General features: G+C 67.8%; 17 protein-coding genes and 1 tRNA gene. 5 read left to right on the forward strand and 13 right to left on the reverse strand.

Features of this window, described 5'->3' with window-relative positions; translation table 11 throughout:
- Positions 1-13: 13 nt before the first annotated feature.
- The 3 genes from K1Y73_RS10380 to K1Y73_RS10390 all read left to right on the forward strand — a co-directional run bounded on the left by K1Y73_RS10380 (position 14) and on the right by K1Y73_RS10390 (position 3,422).
- Positions 14-1,411 (forward strand): MmgE/PrpD family protein, encoded by a 1,398-nt coding sequence (locus tag K1Y73_RS10380; protein WP_225028227.1) that lies wholly within the window; start codon positions 14-16, stop codon positions 1,409-1,411.
- Between the two features lie 65 nt (positions 1,412-1,476).
- Positions 1,477-1,926: a tripartite tricarboxylate transporter TctB family protein gene (locus K1Y73_RS10385; protein ID WP_225028228.1), complete on the forward strand. Its 450-nt coding sequence runs from the start codon at positions 1,477-1,479 to the stop codon at positions 1,924-1,926.
- The gene (locus tag K1Y73_RS10390; RefSeq protein WP_225028229.1) at positions 1,926-3,422 is read left to right on the forward strand and encodes a tripartite tricarboxylate transporter permease; all 1,497 of its coding nucleotides are present in this window, start codon (positions 1,926-1,928) and stop codon (positions 3,420-3,422) included. Before K1Y73_RS10385 ends, K1Y73_RS10390 begins: the two co-directional genes overlap by 1 nt.
- A gap of 361 nt (positions 3,423-3,783) precedes the next feature.
- Here K1Y73_RS10390 and K1Y73_RS10395 read toward each other — a convergent pair whose 3' ends face one another.
- Entirely contained in the window at positions 3,784-4,692 is a 909-nt protein-coding gene (locus K1Y73_RS10395) for a LysR family transcriptional regulator (protein ID WP_225028230.1), read from the reverse strand.
- A gap of 99 nt (positions 4,693-4,791) precedes the next feature.
- On the opposite strand from K1Y73_RS10395, the gene K1Y73_RS10400 reads away from it, so the two are divergent.
- Together K1Y73_RS10400 and K1Y73_RS10405 are read left to right on the forward strand one after the other, a co-directional pair.
- Entirely contained in the window at positions 4,792-5,112 is a 321-nt protein-coding gene (locus K1Y73_RS10400) for a nuclear transport factor 2 family protein (protein WP_318248233.1), read from the forward strand.
- The gene (locus K1Y73_RS10405) at positions 5,112-5,888 is read left to right on the forward strand and encodes an SDR family oxidoreductase (RefSeq protein WP_225028232.1); all 777 of its coding nucleotides are present in this window, start codon (positions 5,112-5,114) and stop codon (positions 5,886-5,888) included. The genes K1Y73_RS10400 and K1Y73_RS10405 overlap by 1 nt, the downstream gene beginning before the upstream one ends.
- 130 nt (positions 5,889-6,018) lie before the next feature.
- Here the strand turns inward: K1Y73_RS10405 and K1Y73_RS10410 are convergent, their stop codons facing one another.
- The 12 genes from K1Y73_RS10410 to K1Y73_RS10465 all read right to left on the reverse strand — a co-directional run.
- Entirely contained in the window at positions 6,019-6,651 is a 633-nt protein-coding gene (locus K1Y73_RS10410) for a tyrosine-type recombinase/integrase (protein WP_225028233.1), read from the reverse strand.
- A 1,078-nt stretch (positions 6,652-7,729) separates the two neighbouring features.
- Positions 7,730-7,819 (reverse strand) — tRNA-Ser (locus K1Y73_RS10415).
- Positions 7,820-7,935: 116 nt separating this feature from the next.
- Positions 7,936-8,655: an alanyl-tRNA editing protein gene (locus tag K1Y73_RS10420; protein ID WP_225028234.1), complete on the reverse strand. Its 720-nt coding sequence runs from the start codon at positions 8,653-8,655 to the stop codon at positions 7,936-7,938.
- The gene (locus tag K1Y73_RS10425) at positions 8,652-11,132 is read right to left on the reverse strand and encodes a DUF3772 domain-containing protein (RefSeq protein WP_225028235.1); all 2,481 of its coding nucleotides are present in this window, start codon (positions 11,130-11,132) and stop codon (positions 8,652-8,654) included. Before K1Y73_RS10425 ends, K1Y73_RS10420 begins: the two co-directional genes overlap by 4 nt.
- Before the next feature lie 37 nt (positions 11,133-11,169).
- Positions 11,170-12,204 carry a cysteine synthase A gene (locus K1Y73_RS10430; RefSeq protein WP_225028236.1) on the reverse strand — a complete coding sequence of 345 codons (1,035 nt, stop codon included), beginning with the start codon at positions 12,202-12,204 and terminating at the stop codon, positions 11,170-11,172.
- Positions 12,205-12,321: 117 nt separating this feature from the next.
- Positions 12,322-12,954 carry a hypothetical protein gene (locus K1Y73_RS10435; protein ID WP_225028237.1) on the reverse strand — a complete coding sequence of 211 codons (633 nt, stop codon included), beginning with the start codon at positions 12,952-12,954 and terminating at the stop codon, positions 12,322-12,324.
- Positions 12,955-13,101: 147 nt separating this feature from the next.
- Positions 13,102-14,502: an aspartate aminotransferase family protein gene (locus K1Y73_RS10440; RefSeq protein ID WP_225028238.1), complete on the reverse strand. Its 1,401-nt coding sequence runs from the start codon at positions 14,500-14,502 to the stop codon at positions 13,102-13,104.
- Positions 14,503-14,768: 266 nt separating this feature from the next.
- Positions 14,769-15,827 (reverse strand): HlyD family secretion protein, encoded by a 1,059-nt coding sequence (locus tag K1Y73_RS10445; RefSeq protein ID WP_225028239.1) that lies wholly within the window; start codon positions 15,825-15,827, stop codon positions 14,769-14,771.
- On the reverse strand, positions 15,827-17,554 hold the full coding sequence (locus K1Y73_RS10450; protein WP_225028240.1) for an efflux MFS transporter permease: 1,728 nt from the start codon (positions 17,552-17,554) through the stop codon (positions 15,827-15,829). Before K1Y73_RS10450 ends, K1Y73_RS10445 begins: the two co-directional genes overlap by 1 nt.
- A complete protein-coding gene (locus K1Y73_RS10455) occupies positions 17,551-18,036 on the reverse strand; it encodes a MarR family winged helix-turn-helix transcriptional regulator (RefSeq protein WP_225028241.1) in 486 nt (161 codons plus the stop codon). Before K1Y73_RS10455 ends, K1Y73_RS10450 begins: the two co-directional genes overlap by 4 nt.
- A gap of 259 nt (positions 18,037-18,295) precedes the next feature.
- Positions 18,296-18,955, reverse strand: a complete 660-nt coding sequence (locus K1Y73_RS10460; RefSeq protein WP_225028242.1) for a GntR family transcriptional regulator — start codon at positions 18,953-18,955, stop codon at positions 18,296-18,298.
- An 81-nt stretch (positions 18,956-19,036) separates the two neighbouring features.
- A partial coding sequence (locus tag K1Y73_RS10465) for an NUDIX domain-containing protein (RefSeq protein ID WP_225028243.1) occupies positions 19,037-19,676 on the reverse strand: 640 nt, incomplete at its 5' end.

Genomic DNA, 19,676 nt, shown 5'->3' on the forward strand with positions numbered 1-19,676 from the left:
CGGATGCCGCCCGATGCAAAGCCTGAGTACCCAAATCGCCCGGTGGAGCGCGGGTCTGACCTTTGCTGACCTGCCCGCCGAGGTGATGAACAATACAAAGCTGCGCATTCTCGATCTGCTGGGAGTGATGATCGGATCCGCCGGGCATGCCACCGTCGCCGCGGCCCGCCTGGCCGCGGCGGAAGAGGGCGGTCGCGGGGCGCATCCCCTGAGTTTCGGGGCCGAGACCTCGGCCCCCGGCGCGGCATTCGTGAACGGCGTCGCCTCGGCCGTTCTGGAATTCGACGACACGCATCTGACGACGAACATCCACCCGACCGGGGTGATCCTGTCGGCCTGCCTTCCGCTGCTGCAAAAGCGCGCGGTCTCTGGCCCGGCGCTGATCGCGGCGGTGGCGGTGGGGTCAGAGGTGGCCTGCCGCCTGGGCCTTGTCTCGCCCGTCCGGCTGCATGAGGTGGGGCTGCATCCGACCAGCCTGTTCGGCATCTTCGGGGCCGCCTGCGCCGCCGGCCGGTTACGGGGGGTGACGGCGCAGGGCATCGCCGATGCTCTGGGCGCCTCGGCCAGCCTGTCGGCAGGCTCCATCGCCTCGTTCCAGGACGGCACGGACACCAAGACCCTGCATGTGGGCTTCGCCGCCGCTTCCGCGCTGCGGGCGGTCGCCTTGGCAGCCCAGGGTCTAAGCGGCCCCGCAGAGGCGTTCGAGGGCAAGTTCGGCTGGTATCGCAGCCATATCCAGGCAGCGCCCGAATTCCGCTTCGATCTGGCGACAGAGGGGCTGGGATCGCGCTGGCACCTTCTGGACATCGCGCCGAAGCTGCACCCCTGCGCCTATACGATGATCCCGTTCATCGCGGCGGCCCTGGCCCTGCGCGAGAAGATTGGCGGCGACATCGGGCGGATCGCCTCTGTCACCTGCGAGATCATGCCGCGTTCGTTCGGGATCGTCTGCGAACCCGTGGCCGAGAAGCGGCGCCCCAGGACCTCTTGGCACGGGCGGATCAGCCTTCAGCACACCGTGGCCGAGGCGCTGGCGCGGGGCCGGTTCGACAAGACGGCCTATTCCGTCGCCGCCCTGACCGATCCTGCGATCAACGCGCTGGCCGACAAGGTGGGCTACACGGCCGATCCCGTGGCCGCCGCGGACCTGACCCGGTCACGTGCCGTGATCCATCTAGATCTGACCGACGGCCGCCGCATCACCCATACGGTGGAAGACATGCGCGGCACTGCCCGAAATCCTGCGACCGAGGCGGATTATCGGGCGAAGTTCCGGGCCAATACCAGCGACATGCTGGAAGACAAGCTGGGCGACCGGATGGCCGAGCGCATTCTGGACCTGGACCGCGTGGACAATGTCGATGCGCTTCTGGCGCCGCTGCGCGGGAACGTCTTCGCTCTGGCGCGCTGACGGGTCACAGTCTGCCCGATGGGCCATGGCGCCCGCGCCGCATCCGCCCTGGGGAGGGGCCGAGAATGAACAATGCCGAAACACTCGCCGCGGTGATCTTCCTCGTATTCGGGGCGATCACGGTCGTCCTGGGCGTCGGGTACGGCACGGGCAGCGCGGGCGCCCTGGGGCCGGGCGCGCTGCCCGTCGTGGCCGGAGGGGGGCTGATCCTTCTGGGCTTCCTTCAACTGGCGCGCGCCTTGCGGGCTGCCCCATCGGCCCCGCGCGCCTTTGCCCGGGCCGAGCTGCGGCCGCTTCTGGTGATCCTGGCCGCCGTCGCCGCCTTCGGCCTGTTGATCGCGCCCTTCGGTCTGATCCCGGCCCTGACCGTCCTGGTCCTGATCGCCTGGTTCGCCCATGGCAGCGGCAAGCCGGTCGAGCTGGGGGTGATCGTGATTGTCACGCTGGCTCTGAACCTGGCCATCTTCCACTGGGGCCTTGGCATCCCCTTCCGCCTGTTCGCCTGGAGCCTGTGATGGATCTTCTGCCCAACCTGGCCTTGGGCCTGCAAGTCGCCTTTTCTCCGATCAACCTGATGTACTGCCTGATGGGCGTGACCCTGGGCACCGCGATCGGCGTGCTGCCGGGGGTGGGGCCGATCATCACCATCTCGCTTCTCCTTCCCCTGACTTTCGGCCTGCCGCCCGAGGCGTCGATCATCCTTCTGGCCGGAATCTACTACGGCGCGGCCTATGGCGGATCGACCACCTCGATCCTGGTCAACCTTCCGGGCGAGGCGGCCTCGGCCGTCACCTGCATCGACGGGCACCAGATGACGCGGCAGGGCCGCGCGGGGTCGGCGCTGGCCATTGCGGCGCTGGGATCGTTCTTCGCGGGCACTGTCGGCACCTTGCTGATTGCGCTGGCCGGGCCGCCTTTGGCCAGCATCGCCATCCGCTTCGGTGCGGCGGAATATGCGGCGCTGGTCTTCTGCGCCCTGATCACCACCGCCTCCATGACGCGCGGCGGCGCCGTGAAGGGGATCGGCGTCACGCTGCTGGGCGTGATCTTCGGGCTGGCAGGCGCCGATGTCTCGACCGGGATCTTCCGCTTCGACTTTGGCATCCTTGAACTGCGCGACGGGATCGACTTCGCCGTGCTGGCCGTGGGCCTTTTCGCGGTGGCCGAGATCATCGGCAACATCGCGCAGGGCGAGGAGAATGTCGTCAGTCAGCAGAAGCTTGGCCGCCTTTGGCCCACGCGCGACGATTTCCGCCGCGCCTGGCCCGCAGTGCTTCGCGGCACGGGCATCGGCGCGGTCCTGGGCGTCCTGCCCGGCGCCGGCCTGGCGATGAGTTCCTTCTCGGCCTACATGCTGGAGAAAAGCATCGCGCGCGAGCCGGAGCGTTTCGGCAAGGGCGCCGTGGAAGGGGTTGCCGCCCCGGAATCCGCCAACAATGCCGCCTCGCAGACCGCCTTCATTCCGACGCTGCTGCTGTCGGTGCCGGGCAGCCCGGTGATGGCGCTGATGCTGGGGGCCTTCATGATCCACGGCATCTCGCCCGGTCCCCGGATGATGACGGAACACGCCCCGCTGTTCTGGGGCCTGGTTGCCTCGATGTGGGTGGGCAACCTGATGTTGGTCGTGCTGAACCTGCCCTTGATCGGCCTCTGGGTGCGGCTGCTGCGGGTGCCCTATCACTGGCTGTTCGTCTTCGTGCTGGCCTTCGCCTGCGTCGGCGTCTTCAGCACCGGCGCCTCGGTATTCGACATCTACGCGCTCGTCTTCTTCGGCCTTCTGGGCTATCTGCTGAAGGCCGCCGGCTGCAGCCCGGCGCTGTTCATCCTGGGCTTCATCCTGGGTCCGATGTTCGAAGAGCATTTCCGCCGCGCCATGACCCTGTCGCGGGGCGATCCGACGATCTTCCTGCAGCGCCCGATCAGCCTGACCTTCGTGCTGATCGGCCTGGCCGTCCTGCTGGCCACCATGTCCTCGTTCATCCGCAAGGGGCGGGCGGAGGCGACCGACTGAAGCGGACCGCAGGACGATCCATTTGCCGCAAAAGCATTGCGAGCGGCTGGGTTTAGGGAACAGCGGACCAGAACGCGCGATCGGGGGGCGTTGCCAACCCGGCCGCAATCGTCCCGCGTTGGGCCCGCATCACAAGCCTGGTTCGCTGCGGTGCGCGCCGAATGTCAGCGGTCAGGAACTGTGCCTCTGCCGCGCACTCTGGCGTCGGACGCCGGGTTTGGGGCCATTCTGGGCCGGATACGGCATACGGAAGAAGTCCTTGACCTGGGTAGCAGCACCGCAACGCGAATGACCGCTTCGGAAAAGCTGCCGCAGGCAAGGCGCCCGACCCTGAACGGCAAGATTGGACCATGCCGTGCGCTTACACCGTGATCGCCACACCAGGGCCAGCCCCCTCTTTCACCATGGCGAGAAACGCCTTGAACCCCGCCGATGGGTTGCGTCGTCCGGGGTAATACAGGCTGAAGCCCGGTCGGGGCGGGGTCCAGTCGTCCAGCAGGCGGAGCAGACGCCCGGCGGCGATGTCATCTGCCACGTCTTGTTCCATGAAGAACCCGATGCCGGCGCCGCACAAGACGGCGGTGCGGGCGATGGCGGCCTCGTCCAGGGTCAGGCGGCCCTGCGCCTCGATCTGAACGGCGTCGCCGTCGCGCTGGAACGACCAGCGGAACAGCGCACCGTTGGGCAGGCGCACGCGGATGCAATCGCGCAACGGCAGATCGGCCGGGGTCAGGGGCGTGCCATGTTGCGCCAGCCAGCCCGGCGATGCGACCACGGCATAGCGCTGCGGTTGCCCCAGCGGCAGGGCGATCATGTCGCGCGGAACCAGATCGGCGGGGCGGATGCCCAGGTCGAACCCCTCGGCCACGATGTCGATCAGCCGCCCCTCGGTGACCAGATCCACCTGCATGTCGGGGTATCGGCGCAGGAAGGTCAGGACCAGCGGCGCGATCTCTCGTCCCGCCTGAACCGAGGCGTTGATGCGCAACAGCCCCGACGGGGTCCGGCGCTGCGACCGCACCGTCTCCATCGCCCCGCGAATCTCGGCCACGGCCGGGGCGATGCGGTCGACGAAGGCGCGGCCGGCATCGCTCAGCGACACACTGCGCGTGGTGCGGTTGAACAGACGCACGCCAAGCGTGGCCTCCAGCCGCGCGATGGCATGTGACAGCGCGGTGTTCGACATGCCCAGATCCAGCGCCGCCGCCCGGAACGATCCGCGCCGTGCGATGGCCAGCACCGCTTCCAGCCCCTTCAACCCATGGTCCATTGTCCCGATCCTGTCATCCGAAGATGCCAGTTTATCCTGATTATAAGTATGACCGTCCAGCGCTATGTCGAGATCAGCAGAACCTTCGAGGACCAAACCATGCAGCTGCCCCACCCCATCCAGACCTATTTCACCGCCCTCGCGCCGCAGGATGGCGACGCCTTTGCCGCCGCATTCGCCCCCGACGCCATCGTCCATGACGAGGGCCAAAGCCATTGCGGACCACAGGCGATCCGCGCGTGGTGGCTTGCCTCAAAGGCAAAGTATCGCCACCGCGCTGTGCCGCTGGACGCAGCCGAAACCGCAGGCAAGACCATCGTCCGGGCGACCGTTACCGGTGATTTCCAGGGTAGTCCTGCGGTGCTGACATTCACCTTTGGTCTGGCCGGCGACCGCATCTGCGATCTGGAGATCGGCTGATGTCGGCGTTCCTGACGCTCAAGGGCAAGCGCGCCCTGATCACCGGCGGCACGCAGGGTGCGGGCGCGGCCACGGTGTCGCTGTTCCATGAGCTTGGCGCGCAGACCCTGACCGTGGCGCGCAACCCTGTCGATCTTCCCGACGCGCTGTTCGTCGCCGCCGATCTGACCACCCCCGAAGGCTGCGACGCGGTCGCCAGGGCCGTGCGGGACCGGATGGGCGGCACCGACATCATCGTCCACATGCTGGGCGGCTCATCCGCGCAGGGCGGCGGCTTCACGGCCCTGGGCGATACGGAATGGCAGGCTGAACTGGCGCTGAACCTGATGCCGGCCGTGCGGCTGGACCGGGCACTTGTTCCGGGCATGATCGCGCAGGGGGCCGGCGTGGTGATTCATGTCACCTCCATTCAGCGCCTGTTGCCGCTGCCCGAGGCGACCACCGCCTATGCCGCCTCGAAGGCCGCGCTGTCAGTCTATAGCAAGAGCCTGTCCAAGGAGGTTTCGCCCAAAGGCGTGCGCGTTGTGCGCGTGGCCCCGGGCTGGATCGAGACCGAAGCCTCGGTCCGGCTGGCTGAACGCGTGGCCCGCGACGCGGGCACGGATCTTGACGGAGGGCGGCGGATCATCATGGACAGCCTGGGCGGCATCCCGATCGGTCGGCCGTCGAAACCGGCTGAAATCGCGAATCTGATTGCCTTCCTCGCCTCGGATCGCGCAGCCACGATCACCGGAACCGAATATGTCATCGATGGAGGGACGGTGCCGACGGCGTAGTGACCGCAGCAATCGGTTGTCGGCTGCCCGCGGGAGTGGCCGTTTTGGGGGACCACGCCGCAGCGTCTGACGCGGTACGAATGCCCGCTTCGGGCCAGTCGGCAGAGGATTCTGCCGACCGGCGTCGGGGCTAAAGGTCTATCCCCTCTGACAGCGTCAGGGCGTCATCAAGATCGACGCCGAGGTAGCGAACTGTGCTGTCCATCTTGCTGTGGCCCAGCAAAAGCTGAACCGCACGCAGGTTGCCCGTCTTCTTGTAGATCTGGGCCACCTTCGTCCGACGCTTCGAATGTGTGCCATAGGCGCTCGGCTCAAGCCCGATCGACGTAACCCATCCGCGCAGGATGCGTGCATACTGGCGCGTCGACAGATGCGGGCTGTGGTGAAGGCGGCTGGGCCAAAGATATTCCAGCCCAAGCATCTCGGGATCGGCGATCCAGCGTTCAAGCGACTGGCGCGTCGTCTCGGTGATTTCGAAACGCACCGGCCTTCCTGTCTTGCTCTGGGTGACTGATGTACGTTCCTTCACCCTTCCCGCTGCAAAGACGTCGCGGACCTTCAGGCAGACCAGGTCACAGCCCCGAAGCTTGCTGTCCACGGCCGTGTTGAACAGCGCAAGGTCGCGGCGGTTGTCCGCCATCTCCAGGCGGACGCGGATCGACCAGACGTGTTTGGGCAGCAGGGGGCGCTTCTGACCAATGATGCGTCCCTTGTTCCAGGCGGGACGTTCAGGATGGATCGCAGGAAGAGTGTTGGTGGACATGGCGTTACCTCCCGTCCTCCTGCCCCGCCCTGACTTCGGATGATCCGACGGGATAGATGGTATCATCGGATGCCCGAGCAGCGCGATGCCGTCTCGCAGGCGGGAAGCCGACGTTCTCTCTCGAAGAAACAACGTCTGCTGCCTGGCAATTCCGCGCCGCGAGGTATGGCGCCAACCGCCGGCCTCACCTGTCTCGGCCGCCGGGATGCCTTAACCCGCCAAACGTCACGGTTGCTGCGCCGCCGCATGGCGGTTCCGAGCCCTTTGCGGGCGCCCTGCTGCACGCTTGGTTCAGGCTGGGATGTCCAGTTAAGTGTCAGCCAAGCGATGCAAGTCAAAATCAGAATGGACAGGCCAATTGCGATCATAAGTTGCCCGGCACGGCCAGCCTGAGACTTCCCGACGCGTGAGAACTCTTCGTTCATAAAAAGAGATCCGCGCCTCATCCTTTCGGAAAAAGGCTCCGAAAGGGTGTTCCACCATGTCACTCAGAAAAAGTAGCGCAGGAGCATCGGAAAAATCAGGCATGCGACACCAAGCCAAATCAACAGAGAGCTTACGAAGAATGAGAATTCAACGATGTCTTGGCCCATGCGCCTGCACTCGTGCCGAAGAACTTTCCATTTCATGTCGTGATATCAAAATGTTACCCGATGCTTCGATCATTTTCCAATTTTACGAACATCCGTTCTGTCCGCGGCGTCACCATCGGGACCGGTTTCTTGCTGCGGTGCCAGACGAGCGGCGACTTTGGGGAATGCGGCGAGGCCCGGCGACCGACTGCAACGGGCCGAGCCAAGCCGCGGCATAGCAGCCTTCGCCTCCCGAAACCGACGTGTCGGATCATCGAGGCAGGCTGGGGCTTACACGCGTGACAAGCCGCCGCCTTTGTCACACCTGTGCCCATGTTGCCCTGAAGACGGCAGCTGCGATCGGCCCGAGCGGCCAGCGCGCGATGGGGCCCGGAAATTCCCGCCAGGGCGATCCTGTTCGGTGCGCCCCTTTGGGAACGCAGGTGCGCGCCCGCAGGATGATTCCCGAAACAAGCCGGAAATATCGATGCACTCTGCGGAAGATATGGCGGACAGTGAGGGATTCGAACCCTCGAGACGGTTCCCCGCCTACACACTTTCCAGGCGTGCGCCTTCGACCACTCGGCCAACTGTCCGTCGGGCGCTCTTATACCGGGGCGGGCGGGGACGGCAAGGGGATATCAAGCGGCGGCCGGGACGCAGGGGGGCAGGCTGCAAGGCCCCGATCTTTCGTCGAAAGATCGCCCCCCGCTCAATCGGCCAGCGCGATCACAACGCGGCGGTTCTGCCGGCCCTTCTTCTCGATCCGGTCGATTTCCAGCCGGCCGATCTCGGCCGTGCGCGCCACATGGGTGCCGCCGCAGGGCTGCAGATCCACTTGGGTCGTCGCCGTCCCGATCCGCACCAGCCGCACCCTGCCCTGCCCCATGGGCGGGCGCACCGACATCGTCTTCACCAGGCCCGGATTGGCCGCCAGCTCGTCGTCACCGATCCAAAGCGTGCTGACCTGCAGATCGGCCTCGACCAGCGCATTCAGACGCTCTTCCAGTGCCGCCGCGTCGCCGGGCGGGTCGGGCATGTCGAAGTCCAGCCGGCCGCGCTCGGCGCCGATCTGGCCGCCGGTCACCGGCAGCGGGACCACCACCGACAGAAGATGCAGCGCGGTATGCACGCGCATGTGGCGGTGGCGGCGGCCCCAGTCCAGCCGCTGCAGCACCTCGGTCCCCGGCGGCGGCAGGGCCAGCGGCTCGGCCGGGACCAGCACCACCGCGCCATCGGCGGCCTTGACGGTGGTGGCGATGGGCAGGCGGCCGCCCTCCCAGATCAGCCAGCCGCTGTCGCCGGGCTGGCCGCCGCCGGTCGGGTAGAACACCGACCGGTCACACAGGATGCCGCCCTCGGGCGTGTGGCCGATGACGCGGACGCGCGCCTCTTGCAGATAGGCATCGTCGCGGAACAGAAGCTCGGTCACCGCTGGCCCCCGTTTTCGGCATCATCCTCATCGCCGGTTTCGGGCGGCTCGGGCTCGTATTCCTGGGGCGCAGAGTTGCGGAGCGCGGCCGGCGCGCCAGGGGCTGCGGGCGCGGGCTCGGCCAGCACGGCCGGCGCGGGCGGATGGGCCAGACCGGCCAGCGCGCGCCCCAGCTCGTCGGCATTGCGCAGGGTGATTTCCGACTGCGCGAAGGGGATCTCGATCCCTTCCTCGGCAAAGCGGCGCACGATCATGTGGTTCATCTCGCTGCGCACCGTCAGCGAGAAATTCACGTCGCGCAGGATCACCCGGATCTCGAAATTCATCGCATCGGCGCCAAAGCCCTGGAACACCACCGAGGGCGGCGGGTTCAGCACCACCAGGGGCTGCGCCTCGGCGATCTCGCGCAGGACCGCCTCGACCTTCTTCGTATCGGTGCCGAAGGCCACGCCCACCGGCACGATCAGCCGCCCGGCCAGGCCGAAGCGGGTCCAGTTCTTCACCTGCTGGCTGATCAGATCGCCATTCGGCACGATCACCATGGTGCGGTCGAAGGTCTGCACCCGGGTCGAGCGGACCGAGATCGTCTTGACCACGCCCTGCACGCCGCCGACCTCGATCCAGTCGCCCTCGCTGACCGGGCGTTCGATCAGCAGGATGATGCCCGAGATAAAGTTCTGCACGATGTTCTGCAGGCCGAAACCGATGCCGACCGACAGGGCGCCGGCGACGATGGCCAGGCCCGACAGGTCGATCCCGGTGGCATTGATCGCGATCAGCGCCGAGATGAAGATGCCGACATAGCCCGTGCCCGCCACCAGCGCGGTCTGGCCGCCGCGCTCCATCGAGGTGCGGGGCAGGATCGTGTTCTTCAGCGCGCCCTGGAACAGCCGCGTCAGCAGGTAGCCGACCAGGAAGATCAGCACGAACAGCAGGAAGACCGTGGGCGAGATCCGCGTGTCGCCCATCTGGAAGCCTTCGCGGAACCGCGTCCACAGTTCGGTCAGGTCGCTGAACCGCGCCCCCCAGATCAGCGCGAAGACCGGCAGCGCCAGCAAGACCAGCGCAAAGCCCGCCAGCACCGGCACCAGCCCGTCGCTGTCGCTGCGCTCGGGCGTGGGCTTGGGCGACAGCATCGCCCAGAGATCCGAGATCAGCCGTTGCAGCACCAGAACCATGGTGACCAGCGCCAGCGTCAGGATCGCGGGGAAGATCAGCGCCCGGCTGGCGGCGACATAGCCGGCCGCGGCCAGAAGCGGGCCCACGATGCCGATCACCGTCAGCGCATTGGCCAGAAGCCCCAGAAGCTTCAGCGTATAGCTTTGCCCGCCGCTGGCCGCACCGGCGCGCAGCACGCGTCCGGTGCGCCACAGCAGAAGCCCGCCCGCCACCAGGACCGGGAACGTGGCGACCGCCGTCACCGCATCGGAATAGCTTTGCGCATCCATCGCCGTGGCGCGCAGGAAATCGGCCGCCAGCACCAGGCCCAGCATCGTGGCCAGCGCCCGGCCCTCGGCCCGCCGTTCATCGGGCAGCGGCAGGACCGCATCCTCGCCCTGCACCCGCGGGAAGGCGCGCCCGCCCAGCCAGGCGGCCAGGAAGACCGTCATCCCCATCACCGGCAACTGAACCGCGATGCGGGTGCTGATCTCGCCCAGAAGCTGGCTTTTCAGCAGCGCCATCGACAGGGCCACCATGCCCAGCGTCGGCACGATGACCTGACCCAGCGAGGCGGCCAGCGACAGAAGCCGCCGCCGCACCTCGGACCCGCCGGCCTGCATCCGGTCGGCAAAGCGTTCGATCAGGGCGCGGGCATAGATCGCCAGCGCCGCCCAGATCGCCAGCAGCAACAGGATCAGCGGCAGGTTGTCGAAGAAGGCGGCGCGATGGCGGGTGTCGACCCAGCCCGAGCTGGTCTCGTCCCAAAGCTGCATCAGCGTGTCGGAAATGCCGACCGCCGCTTCGGGCCAGTTCTGCGGATTGACCGGCGCGGGCCACAGCTGCAGCAGCTGGCTGGCCTGGCGTTCGCGCAGCGCGCTGTCGATTTCGCGGATCAGCCCATCGGCGCGGCGATAGGCCTCGTCCGCGGCAATGCCCGGCGCCTGCAGCTTGACCAGCTGCCCGGCCAGTTCGGCGCGGCGCGCGGCGATTTCGGGCGCTTCGGTCTCGCCCTCGGCCGGGGCGGCGCCCAAGGCGGCGATCTGTTCCTTGACCGTGGCGATCCGGGCCGAATTCGCGGTCTGCGCCGTCAGCAGCGCGGCGCGCCATTGCGCCAGCTGGCTGCGCAATTCCTCAAGCCGCTCGTCGGTGATGGCGGGCTTGGCCAGTTCCGCCTCGGCGCGCTCGGCCGTCTTGGCCCAGCCGGCGTAATCCACCGAAGTTGCATCAAGGGGCGGGTCCTGGGCCAGGGCGCGTTGCGGCGCCAGCCCGAAGGCCAGCCCCAGCATCAGCGTCAGCACAAGCAGCCAGACCCGCATCGCCGGGCCGCCGCGCCCCCGTCCTGCCCCCGTCACCCTAGACCTCTTCGAAGACCGAAGGCAGGGCGCGCGGGGCGCGATCCAGCCAGTCCGGCACCGGCAGGCCCTTTTCCTTCAGGAAGGCCGGGTTCCAGATCTTCGACTGGTAGCGGCTGCCGTAATCGCACAGCACCGTCACGATCGTATGACCCGGGCCCAGTTCGCGGGCCATCCGCACCGCGCCTGCGATGTTGATCGCGGTCGAGCCGCCCATGCACAGGCCCTCGTCCCGGCCCAGATCGAAGATATAGGGCAGCGCCTCGGCATCGGGGATGCGCCAGGCCATGTCGGGGGTGAAGCCCTGCAGATTGGCGGTGATCCGGCCCTGGCCGATGCCCTCGGTGATCGAAGTGCCAGGCGATTCGAAGACGCCATTGGTGTAATAGGAATACAGCGCCGCCCCTTCCGGGTCGGCCAGCGCGATCTTCACGCCCTTGGGCTGCAGGGCCATGCCGATCCCGGCCAGCGTCCCGCCCGAGCCGACGGCGCAGACGAACCCGTCGACCTTGCCGCCGGTCTGGTCCCAGATCTCGGGGCCGGTGCCCTGGATATGCGCCTCGCGATTGGCGGTATTGTCGAACTGGTTCGCCCAGATCGCGCCATTCGCCTCGGTCCGGGCCAGCGCCTCGGCCAGACGGCCGGAATAGCGCACGTAATTGTTCGGGTTCTTGTAGGGCGCGGCGGGCACCTGCACCAGTTCGGCCCCCGCCAGGCGGATCATGTCCTTCTTTTCCTGGCTTTGCGTCTCGGGGATGACGATCACCGTCTTGAACCCCATCGAGGCGCCCACCAGCGCCAACCCGATGCCGGTATTGCCCGCGGTGCCTTCAACGATCGTGCCGCCGGGGCGCAGCTGGCCCTTGGCCACCGCATCGCGGATGATGAACAGCGCGGCGCGGTCCTTGACCGACTGGCCGGGATTCATGAATTCGCATTTGCCCAGGATGGTGCAGCCCGTCATCTCGCTGACCCGGCGCAGCTTCAACAGCGGCGTGTTGCCGATGGCCGAGGCGAGATCGCCGTGGATGTGCATGACGCGGGCTCCTTCCCTGTTCCAACACTGGTTCTAGGCCGCAATCCCCCGAACCTCAAGCGGCCGTGCCGGGTGTCGGCAGCCCGGGGCACGGTCGGCCAGCCCCTGCCCCGGCGGTCAAAGCGGGGTCAGCGCGGTCAGCCCATTGGCCGTGCCGTCGCGGCGGGTTTCCAGCCCCAGACCCAGATCGGGGAAATAGACCCAGCGCTGGCTGCGCGTGCCGGATGTGCCGGTGAAGACCGCCTCGACCGACAGGGCGCGGTGGCTGCAGCCCGACAGCGTGACCTCGCGCGGCTCGAAGCAGCGGTAGCTGGCCTTCCAGCGGGTTTTCTGGCGCTGCACCGTGGCCTTTTCGTCGCTGATCGTGACCGAGACCTCCTCGCGCACCGTGCCGGCCCAGGTCGCGCCATCCGCGGGCGTGATCACCGCGGGGCTGTAGCGCCAGGCGTAATCGGGGGCCGAGGCGCCGACCACCGGCTCGACGCTTTCCTCGACCAGCCGGCTTTGTTCGAAGACGCCATTCTTCACCCGGCGCTGGTCCAGCCAGGCGCCGCGATTGGTGACATAGTCGATGAAGACCAGCCCGTCGCCCTCGCGCCGGGCCAGGCCGCGGCTGCCATCCTGCCGCGTGAAGGCGACGCCGCGCGCCAGATCCAGCGGCGCGCAGCCCGCCCGGGCCGGGCGGATCAGCGCCGGCGCGGCCAGGGCGGACAGGGACAGCGACAGAACGGCACGGCGGGGCAGGATCATAGCGGGGCCTAGAGCGTGAGAGGGGGGGGCGGATCGGCGCCACCCTAGCCGCGGGCCGGTTCCCTGTCAGATGAATTCCGCCGTCATCCTCTGAACGCAAACGGGCCGCCGAAAGGGGCGGCCCGCAGCGGGAAACGGGGCGGCGCGTCAGCCGGCCTTGGCGACCAGCAGGCCTTCGTCCTTGATGATCTTGTAGCCCTCGTCCAGCGACTTGCGGGCGCGCTCGATCAGCACGTCGATTTCGGCCGGCGTGATCACCAAAGGCGGCGAGATGATCATCCGGTCGCCGACATGGCGCATGATCAGGTCATTGGCAAAGCAGCGCTCGCGCACCTTGAAGCCGACCGTGCCTTCTTCGCTGGCGAATTGCGCGCGCTTGGCCTTGTCGGGGGTCAGCGCGATGCTGCCCATCAGCCCGACCAGCTTGGCCTCGCCCACCAGCGGATGGTCGGCCAGCGCCGCCCAGCGTTCGGCCAGATAGGGGTTGGCCACATCGCGCACATGCTCGACCACGCCCTCGTCCTGCATGATGCGCAGGTTTTCCAGCGCCACGGCCGCGGCGACCGGATGGCCGCTATAGGTGTAGCCGTGGAAGAATTCCCCGCCCGAGCCCACCACTTCGGCCACCTCGTCGCAGACGATCGAGCCGCCGATCGGCTGATAGCCCGAGGACAGGCCCTTGGCGATGGTCATGATATGCGGCTTGATGCCGAAGGTCTGGCTGCCGAACCAGTTGCCGGTGCGGCCAAAGCCGGTGATGACCTCGTCGGCGATCAGCAGGATGCCGTATTTGTTGCAGATGCGCTGGATTTCCGGCCAGTAGGTCGAAGGCGGGATGACCACGCCGCCCGCGCCCTGCACCGGCTCGCCGATGAAGGCCGCAACCTTGTCGGCGCCCAGTTCCAGGATCTTGGCTTCCAGCTCCTGCGCGCGCATCAGGCCGAAGTCTTCCGGCGTCATGTCGCCGCCCTCGGCCCACCAATGCGGCTGGCCGATATGGGCGATGCCGTCGATCATGCCGCCATGGGCATGGATCGGCTTCATCCCGCCCAAGCTGCCCCCGCCCATGGTCGAGCCATGATAGCCGTTCCAGCGCGCGATGATGGTGCGGCGCTCGGGCTGGCCCTTGACCTGCCAGTAGCGGCGCACAAGGCGGATATTGGTGTCATTGGCTTCCGAGCCCGAGCCTGCGAAGAACACATGGTTCAGATCGCCCGGCGCCAGTTCGGCGATCTTGGCGGCCAGTGCGATCGCCGGCACATGGGTGGTCTGGAAGAAGGTGTTGTAATAGGGCAGCTCTTCCATCTGGCGCGCGGCCACCGCGGCCAGTTCCTTGCGGCCATAGCCGATGTTCACGCACCACAGGCCCGCCATCCCGTCCAGAATGCGGTGGCCTTCGCTGTCGGTCAGCCAGACGCCCTCGCCGCGCAGGATCACCCGCGCGCCCTTCGCCGCCAGTCCCGCCTTGTCGGTGAAGGGGTGGAAGTGATGCGCGGCGTCCAGCTTCTGCAGCTCGGCCGTCGGAAGATTGGTGTTGATCATGTTCATGGCCGGACCTCATCGCGGGAATCAACGGGCCCGAAAGCCCCTTCCGCGCCAGATTACGGCTTTGCCGGCGTCGCTTCAAGGAATTTGATCAAATTATCTTGCCGCCCCCTTCCTCTCTGCAAAAATATCCTGCGGGGCGAGCCAGTGGTGCGCCATCGGTTCAAGCACCGCTGGCGAGGTGGAGGGGTGCAAAACCCCTCCAGGGGAACAGCCGGGGCTCGGTCAGGGCCGCGTCGCGCGGTCCGGGCGGCGCCGCCCGGGCCCGCCTAGCGCCCCGAGGCCGTCGCCGCCGCCCCGCCCTGATCCACCGTCACGATCACTGACAGGCCCGGCGACAACAGATCGGCGCCGGGCTGGCCCGGGTCGATGGCGATGCGCACCGGCAGGCGCTGGGCGATCTTGGTGAAATTCCCGGTGGCGTTGCTGCCGCTCAGCAAGCTGAACTCCGAGGCGGTGGCGGGCGAGAAGCTTTCGACATGGCCCTTGAAGCTTTGGCCCTGCAGCGCGTCGACGCTGAACTCCGCCGCCTGCCCGACCACCACGCCGGACACGCTGCCTTCGGTGAAATTGGCGATCACCCACAGATCGGTGCCGACATGCGACACCAGCGCCGTCCCGGCCGAGACATATTGCCCGACCCGCACCGAGACCTGGCCCAGCTGCCCCGCCGCAGGCGCGCGGATCACCGTATTGCCCAGATCCAGCCGCGCCAGTTCCACCGCCGCCGTGGCGCTGGCGATATTGGCATGCGCCACCGCGATCTGCGCCTTGGCATTGGCCACCTGCTCGACCTGCGCATCCAGCGCCGCCTGGGCCTGGCCCTCGGCCGAGATCGCCTTTTGCAGCGCCAGCGCGGCCTGTTCCTCGGCTGCTTCGGTCGCCACGCCGCGGGCGGTCAGCGTCTGCGCGCGCGCCGCGTCATTCTGGGCCGTGGTCACCGCCAGATGCGCGGCCTTCAGCGCCGCCTCATCGGCGCGCACCACCGCCTCGGCCGAGCGCACGTTCTGCTCGGCCACATCCCGCGCCGCCCGGGCCGAGGCCAGCGCCGCTTCGGCCTGCGCGAGCTTCTGGCGATAGATCCGGTCATCCAGAACCGCGATCACATCGCCTTCCGAGACGGTCTGGAAATCCACCACCGGCACTTCGCGGATATAGCCCGACAGTTGCGGCGCCAGCGTGGTGATCTTGCCGCGCAGATAGGCATTCTCGGTCGTGGGCGCCGTGACCGAGAAGGGCGGCAGATGCCAGGCGAACAGGACAAGCAGGACACCGGCCAGACCGATGATCCCGGCGATCAGGGTGGGAAGAAGATGCGAACGGTTCATCACGAAGCGACCTTGGCAGAAGAGGGGGATGGGGTGGCAGAGGCGTCAGCGGCGCGGGCGAACAGCCGGCGGTCGATGCGCATCCACAGGAAATCGCGGAACAGATGCAGGCCCAGCGCGGCCAGGGTGATCAGGGCCAGAAGGCCGATCACGCGGAAGGCATCGGCATAGGCCAGGACCCAGGCCTGGATCGAGGCCTGCTGCAGAAGCTGCGCGCCGGCCTGCAGCCGGTCAAAGGCCAGATCCGGGCTTTGCGCGGCAAAGGCGCGGGTCAGCTGGGCCAGCACCGCCTGGGTCTGCGGATCGGTGGCGGTCAGCTGCTCGGCCAGGATCTGCAGATGGAAGGCCTGGCGCAGATTGACGAAGGTGGTGAACAGCCCCGACCCCACGACCGACCCCAGGCTTTGGGTGGCGATATAGACGATGATGAAGGACAGAAGGTAAGTCGGCCCTTTGCGCATCGCGGCCATCAGCCCCATCATCATCGCCGGCGGCATGAACAGCATCGCCGCGACCGACATCATCGACTGGCTGAACAGGAACTGATCCGCCCGCCAGTCCGAGGTCGCCCGCGCGTCCATGAAGGCCGCCGTGGCGATCAGCACCAGCGCCGCGGCATGCAGCGCCGCCTCGCGCGAGGGTTTGATGAAGACGATGGTCACCACCGCCCCGGCCAGCGTGGCCACACAGACCAGGCCGAACAGCCCCTCCATCTGCGCGCCGCCCTGGCCCAGAAGCTGCAGGAAGCGCGGCGGGCCCGAGCTTTGCTCGGTCAGAAGGATGCGGAACAGCAGCAGCGTCATCGTCAGATGCAGCATCGCGGGCGAGGCCAGCCAGCGGAAGTCAATCAGCGGCGTGTCGCGGCGCAGTTCCAGAATGACCGCCACCGCCAGGGCCGCGATCGACAGGGCCAGAAGCGTGCCGATCCAGGGCAGGTTCCACCAGTAGATCGGCCCCAGCACCGCCGCGATGGTGATGCCGGAAAACCCGGTGGCGATCAGCCCGAAGGACAGGAAATCCCCGGCCTGAATCACCTTCTCGCGCGGCTGCGGCTGCAGCTTCAGCGTGAAGACCACCGCCAGGCACATCAGCGCCAGCCCCAGTTCGGCCAGATGGATCCCCTCCAGCCCACCATCGCCCAGAAGCGAGGGCGAAACGACCCGCGCCAGATTCGGCCCGATCAGGATCAGCCCCAGCACCGCCGGCAGACCGATCTTCACCTTGGCCGGCCCGCTTAAGGGCTCCAGCATGTACAGGAAGGCCAGCGTCGACAAGGGCGCCGCGGCGGCGCCCGACAGGATCTGCACCACCAGGGCCGAGCGGAAATCCTTCATCCACAGCGCCGCAAAGGCCACCGCGACGAAGGCCAGGATCGAGATTTCGGCAAAGCGGCGCAGCCCGTATTGGGTGCGCACCTTGATCAGGATCAGCGGCAGGGCCGAGCGCGGGATCATATAGGCGGCCAGAAGCCAGCTGGCACTGGTGGTGGTGATGCCCAGATCGCCTGCGATCTGCGAAAGGTTCGCGGTGATGAAGCCCTGGCCCAGGCCCTGCGCCAGCGCGATCAGGATGCCGGCCAGAAAATACGGCGCCGCCTGGCGCGGGCCCATCCCGGCCAGAAGCGGGATCTTTGCCGGCACGGCCGCCGGCGCCGCGGCCTGGGATGCAGCCTCGGTCGCGGCGTCCGCCGGTTCGGGCAGCCTCTGCGCGGGGGCGGCGGCGGTCATTTCGCACCGATCCGCAGGGTGTTTTCGGCGATCTTCGCCAAGGCGCGGTCCAGCGCGGCGCGGTCTTCCGGGGTGATGCCCTCGAACAACTCCGCCCGCACCCGGATCACGAAGCGGGTGATCGAGGCGCCATGCGCCTTCTCGGTCAGGAACAGCGCGCGCTTGCGGGCATCGCCGTCCATCCCGCGCCGCTCGATAAAGCCCTGACGCTCCAAGGCGTCGATCTGGCGCTTCAGCGTCGGCGGCTCGATCCCCAGCGCCTGGGCCAGTTCGGCCTGGGTCGCGCCTTCCATGCCGGCCAGACGGGTGATCACCCGCGCCCGCGCCATGGTCAGGCCCAATTCCCCCGCCGCCGCATCATAGGCGCGGCGCAATTCGTTCATCACCTGGATCAACCGCTCCAGCGTCTGCGGCGTGGCCGAGGCCAGCGGGGCCGAGACAGTCGGCCTGGAAGTGGTCGGTTTGGAATTGGACGCGCACATATCGGTAGCCTGCTATTTACTTAGCATGCTTTCATTAAGGGCATGACCTGCCGCCGGTCAAGGCCGGGCCCCGTCCCGATGCCTGCCGATCGCTCATCCCCGCAATGCGTGGGTTGCATGGCAGGCCGAAAACCCGCCTGCCTTCCTCTCTGCAAAAATATCCTCGGGGGGTCCGGGGGGCAGACAGCCCCCCGGCTGGCTGGAAGATTCGGCGGGGCAGACAGCCCCCCAGGAGCCCCCCACCCCGCTCAGGCCCGGCTCAGACCCCGCCTTCGGCCAGCGCCAGGCGCACCTGGTCCACGCCCTGCTGGATATCCTGGGCCAGGGCCGCGGCCAGTGCCGCCGCATCGCCGGCCCGCATCGCCGCCAGCGCCTCGTGATGCCGGTCGGGCAGGCCCGCCTTGCCATAGCGCCCGATCACCTCGCGCAGCGAGGGCCCGGCGCGCAGCCACAAGGACCGCGCAATGTCCAGCAGCACCGGCGCCTGCGAGACCTCGTACAGGGTGAAATGGAAGGCGTGGTTCGCCTCGAGATAGGCCGGAATGTCGCCGGTGCGGATCGCGACATCGACGCGCCCGTCCAGCGCCTCAAGCCGGTCGATCAGCGCCGGGGTCAGCCGGGCCGCCGCCATCTCGGCCAGGCGCGGCTCCACCGCCAGGCGCACGAAGGCCACCTCGTCCAGCATGCCCGGCGTCATCTGCGGCACCGCGACCCGGCGATTGTCCTGCAACAGAAGCGCGCCCTCGGCGATCAGCCGGCGGATCGCCTCGCGCACCGGGGTCATGCCGGCGTCCAGGTCCTGGATCAGCCCCTGGATCGTCACCGGCTGGCCCGGCGCCAGGCGGCCGAACAGAACCATGTCGCGCAGCCGCGCATAGGTCAGCTCATGCGTCGGTATCTTGCGCCTGTCCCCGTCCATCACCCTCTACCCGGCCAACAAAGACAGGCCCCGCAGGGCCCGATGCGTCAGGCCGCCTTTATGACGCCTCGGCCGCGACAATCAAGAGATGATCAAATCGGCCCGCAGCCCGTCGCGCGCCGCCTGCAGCGCATAAAGCGATAGAAGCAGGGGCCCGCAGGTGAATTCGCCGGCCGCCAGCCGGGCCGCGGCCTCGGACCAGGGCAGAAGATGGCCGCGGATATCCTCGGCCTCGCCCGCCACACCATGTACGCCCGCGCTGCCATCGGGCAGATCGCACAAGCCGAGATAGGCATAGAGATATTCCGACATCGCCCCCGGCGAGGGGTAATATTCCGCCAGTTTCACCAGCCGGCCCAGCTGCAGCCCCGCCTCTTCCTGCGCCTCGCGGCGGGCGGCCTGTTCGGGGCTTTCCTCGGGGTCGATCCGCCCGGCCACCGCCTCGATCTGCCAGGGATTGGCCTCGCCCCGCGCCAGCGGGCCGGGGCGCATCTGCTCGATCAGCAGCACCCGGTCGCGGGCCGGGTCATAGGGCAGCACCGTGACCGCGTCGCAGCCGATGAAGACCTCACGCGTCACACGCGGGCTGAACCCGCCATCGAACCGGCGGAAGCGGTAGTCCAGCGCCTCGACCGCGAAGAAGCCGGCATGGGCCTGCCGCGGCAATGCGGTGTCCAGATCGCCCGGGCCCGCGCCCAGCCGCAACCCCTGCGGCGCGCCA

This window comes from Xinfangfangia pollutisoli (assembly GCF_020179405.1).
Classification (GTDB): domain Bacteria; phylum Pseudomonadota; class Alphaproteobacteria; order Rhodobacterales; family Rhodobacteraceae; genus Pseudogemmobacter; species Pseudogemmobacter pollutisoli.

Bases quoted from the DNA above. Each gene is read 5' to 3' on its own strand.
- K1Y73_RS10380 (WP_225028227.1), top strand. From the start codon at position 14: ATGCAAAGCCTGAGTACCCAAATCGCCCGGTGGAGCGCGGGTCTGACC.
- K1Y73_RS10385 (WP_225028228.1), top strand. From the start codon at position 1,477: ATGAACAATGCCGAAACACTCGCCGCGGTGATCTTCCTCGTATTCGGG.
- K1Y73_RS10390 (WP_225028229.1), top strand. From the start codon at position 1,926: ATGGATCTTCTGCCCAACCTGGCCTTGGGCCTGCAAGTCGCCTTTTCT.
- K1Y73_RS10395 (WP_225028230.1), bottom strand. From the start codon at position 4,692: ATGGACCATGGGTTGAAGGGGCTGGAAGCGGTGCTGGCCATCGCACGG.
- K1Y73_RS10400 (WP_318248233.1), top strand. From the start codon at position 4,792: ATGCAGCTGCCCCACCCCATCCAGACCTATTTCACCGCCCTCGCGCCG.
- K1Y73_RS10405 (WP_225028232.1), top strand. From the start codon at position 5,112: ATGTCGGCGTTCCTGACGCTCAAGGGCAAGCGCGCCCTGATCACCGGC.
- K1Y73_RS10410 (WP_225028233.1), bottom strand. From the start codon at position 6,651: ATGTCCACCAACACTCTTCCTGCGATCCATCCTGAACGTCCCGCCTGG.
- K1Y73_RS10425 (WP_225028235.1), bottom strand. From the start codon at position 11,132: ATGCGGGTCTGGCTGCTTGTGCTGACGCTGATGCTGGGGCTGGCCTTC.
- K1Y73_RS10430 (WP_225028236.1), bottom strand. From the start codon at position 12,204: ATGCACATCCACGGCGATCTCGCCTCGGCCATCGGCAACACGCCGCTG.
- K1Y73_RS10435 (WP_225028237.1), bottom strand. From the start codon at position 12,954: ATGATCCTGCCCCGCCGTGCCGTTCTGTCGCTGTCCCTGTCCGCCCTG.
- K1Y73_RS10440 (WP_225028238.1), bottom strand. From the start codon at position 14,502: ATGAACATGATCAACACCAATCTTCCGACGGCCGAGCTGCAGAAGCTG.
- K1Y73_RS10445 (WP_225028239.1), bottom strand. From the start codon at position 15,827: ATGAACCGTTCGCATCTTCTTCCCACCCTGATCGCCGGGATCATCGGT.
- K1Y73_RS10450 (WP_225028240.1), bottom strand. From the start codon at position 17,554: ATGACCGCCGCCGCCCCCGCGCAGAGGCTGCCCGAACCGGCGGACGCC.
- K1Y73_RS10455 (WP_225028241.1), bottom strand. From the start codon at position 18,036: ATGTGCGCGTCCAATTCCAAACCGACCACTTCCAGGCCGACTGTCTCG.
- K1Y73_RS10460 (WP_225028242.1), bottom strand. From the start codon at position 18,955: ATGGACGGGGACAGGCGCAAGATACCGACGCATGAGCTGACCTATGCG.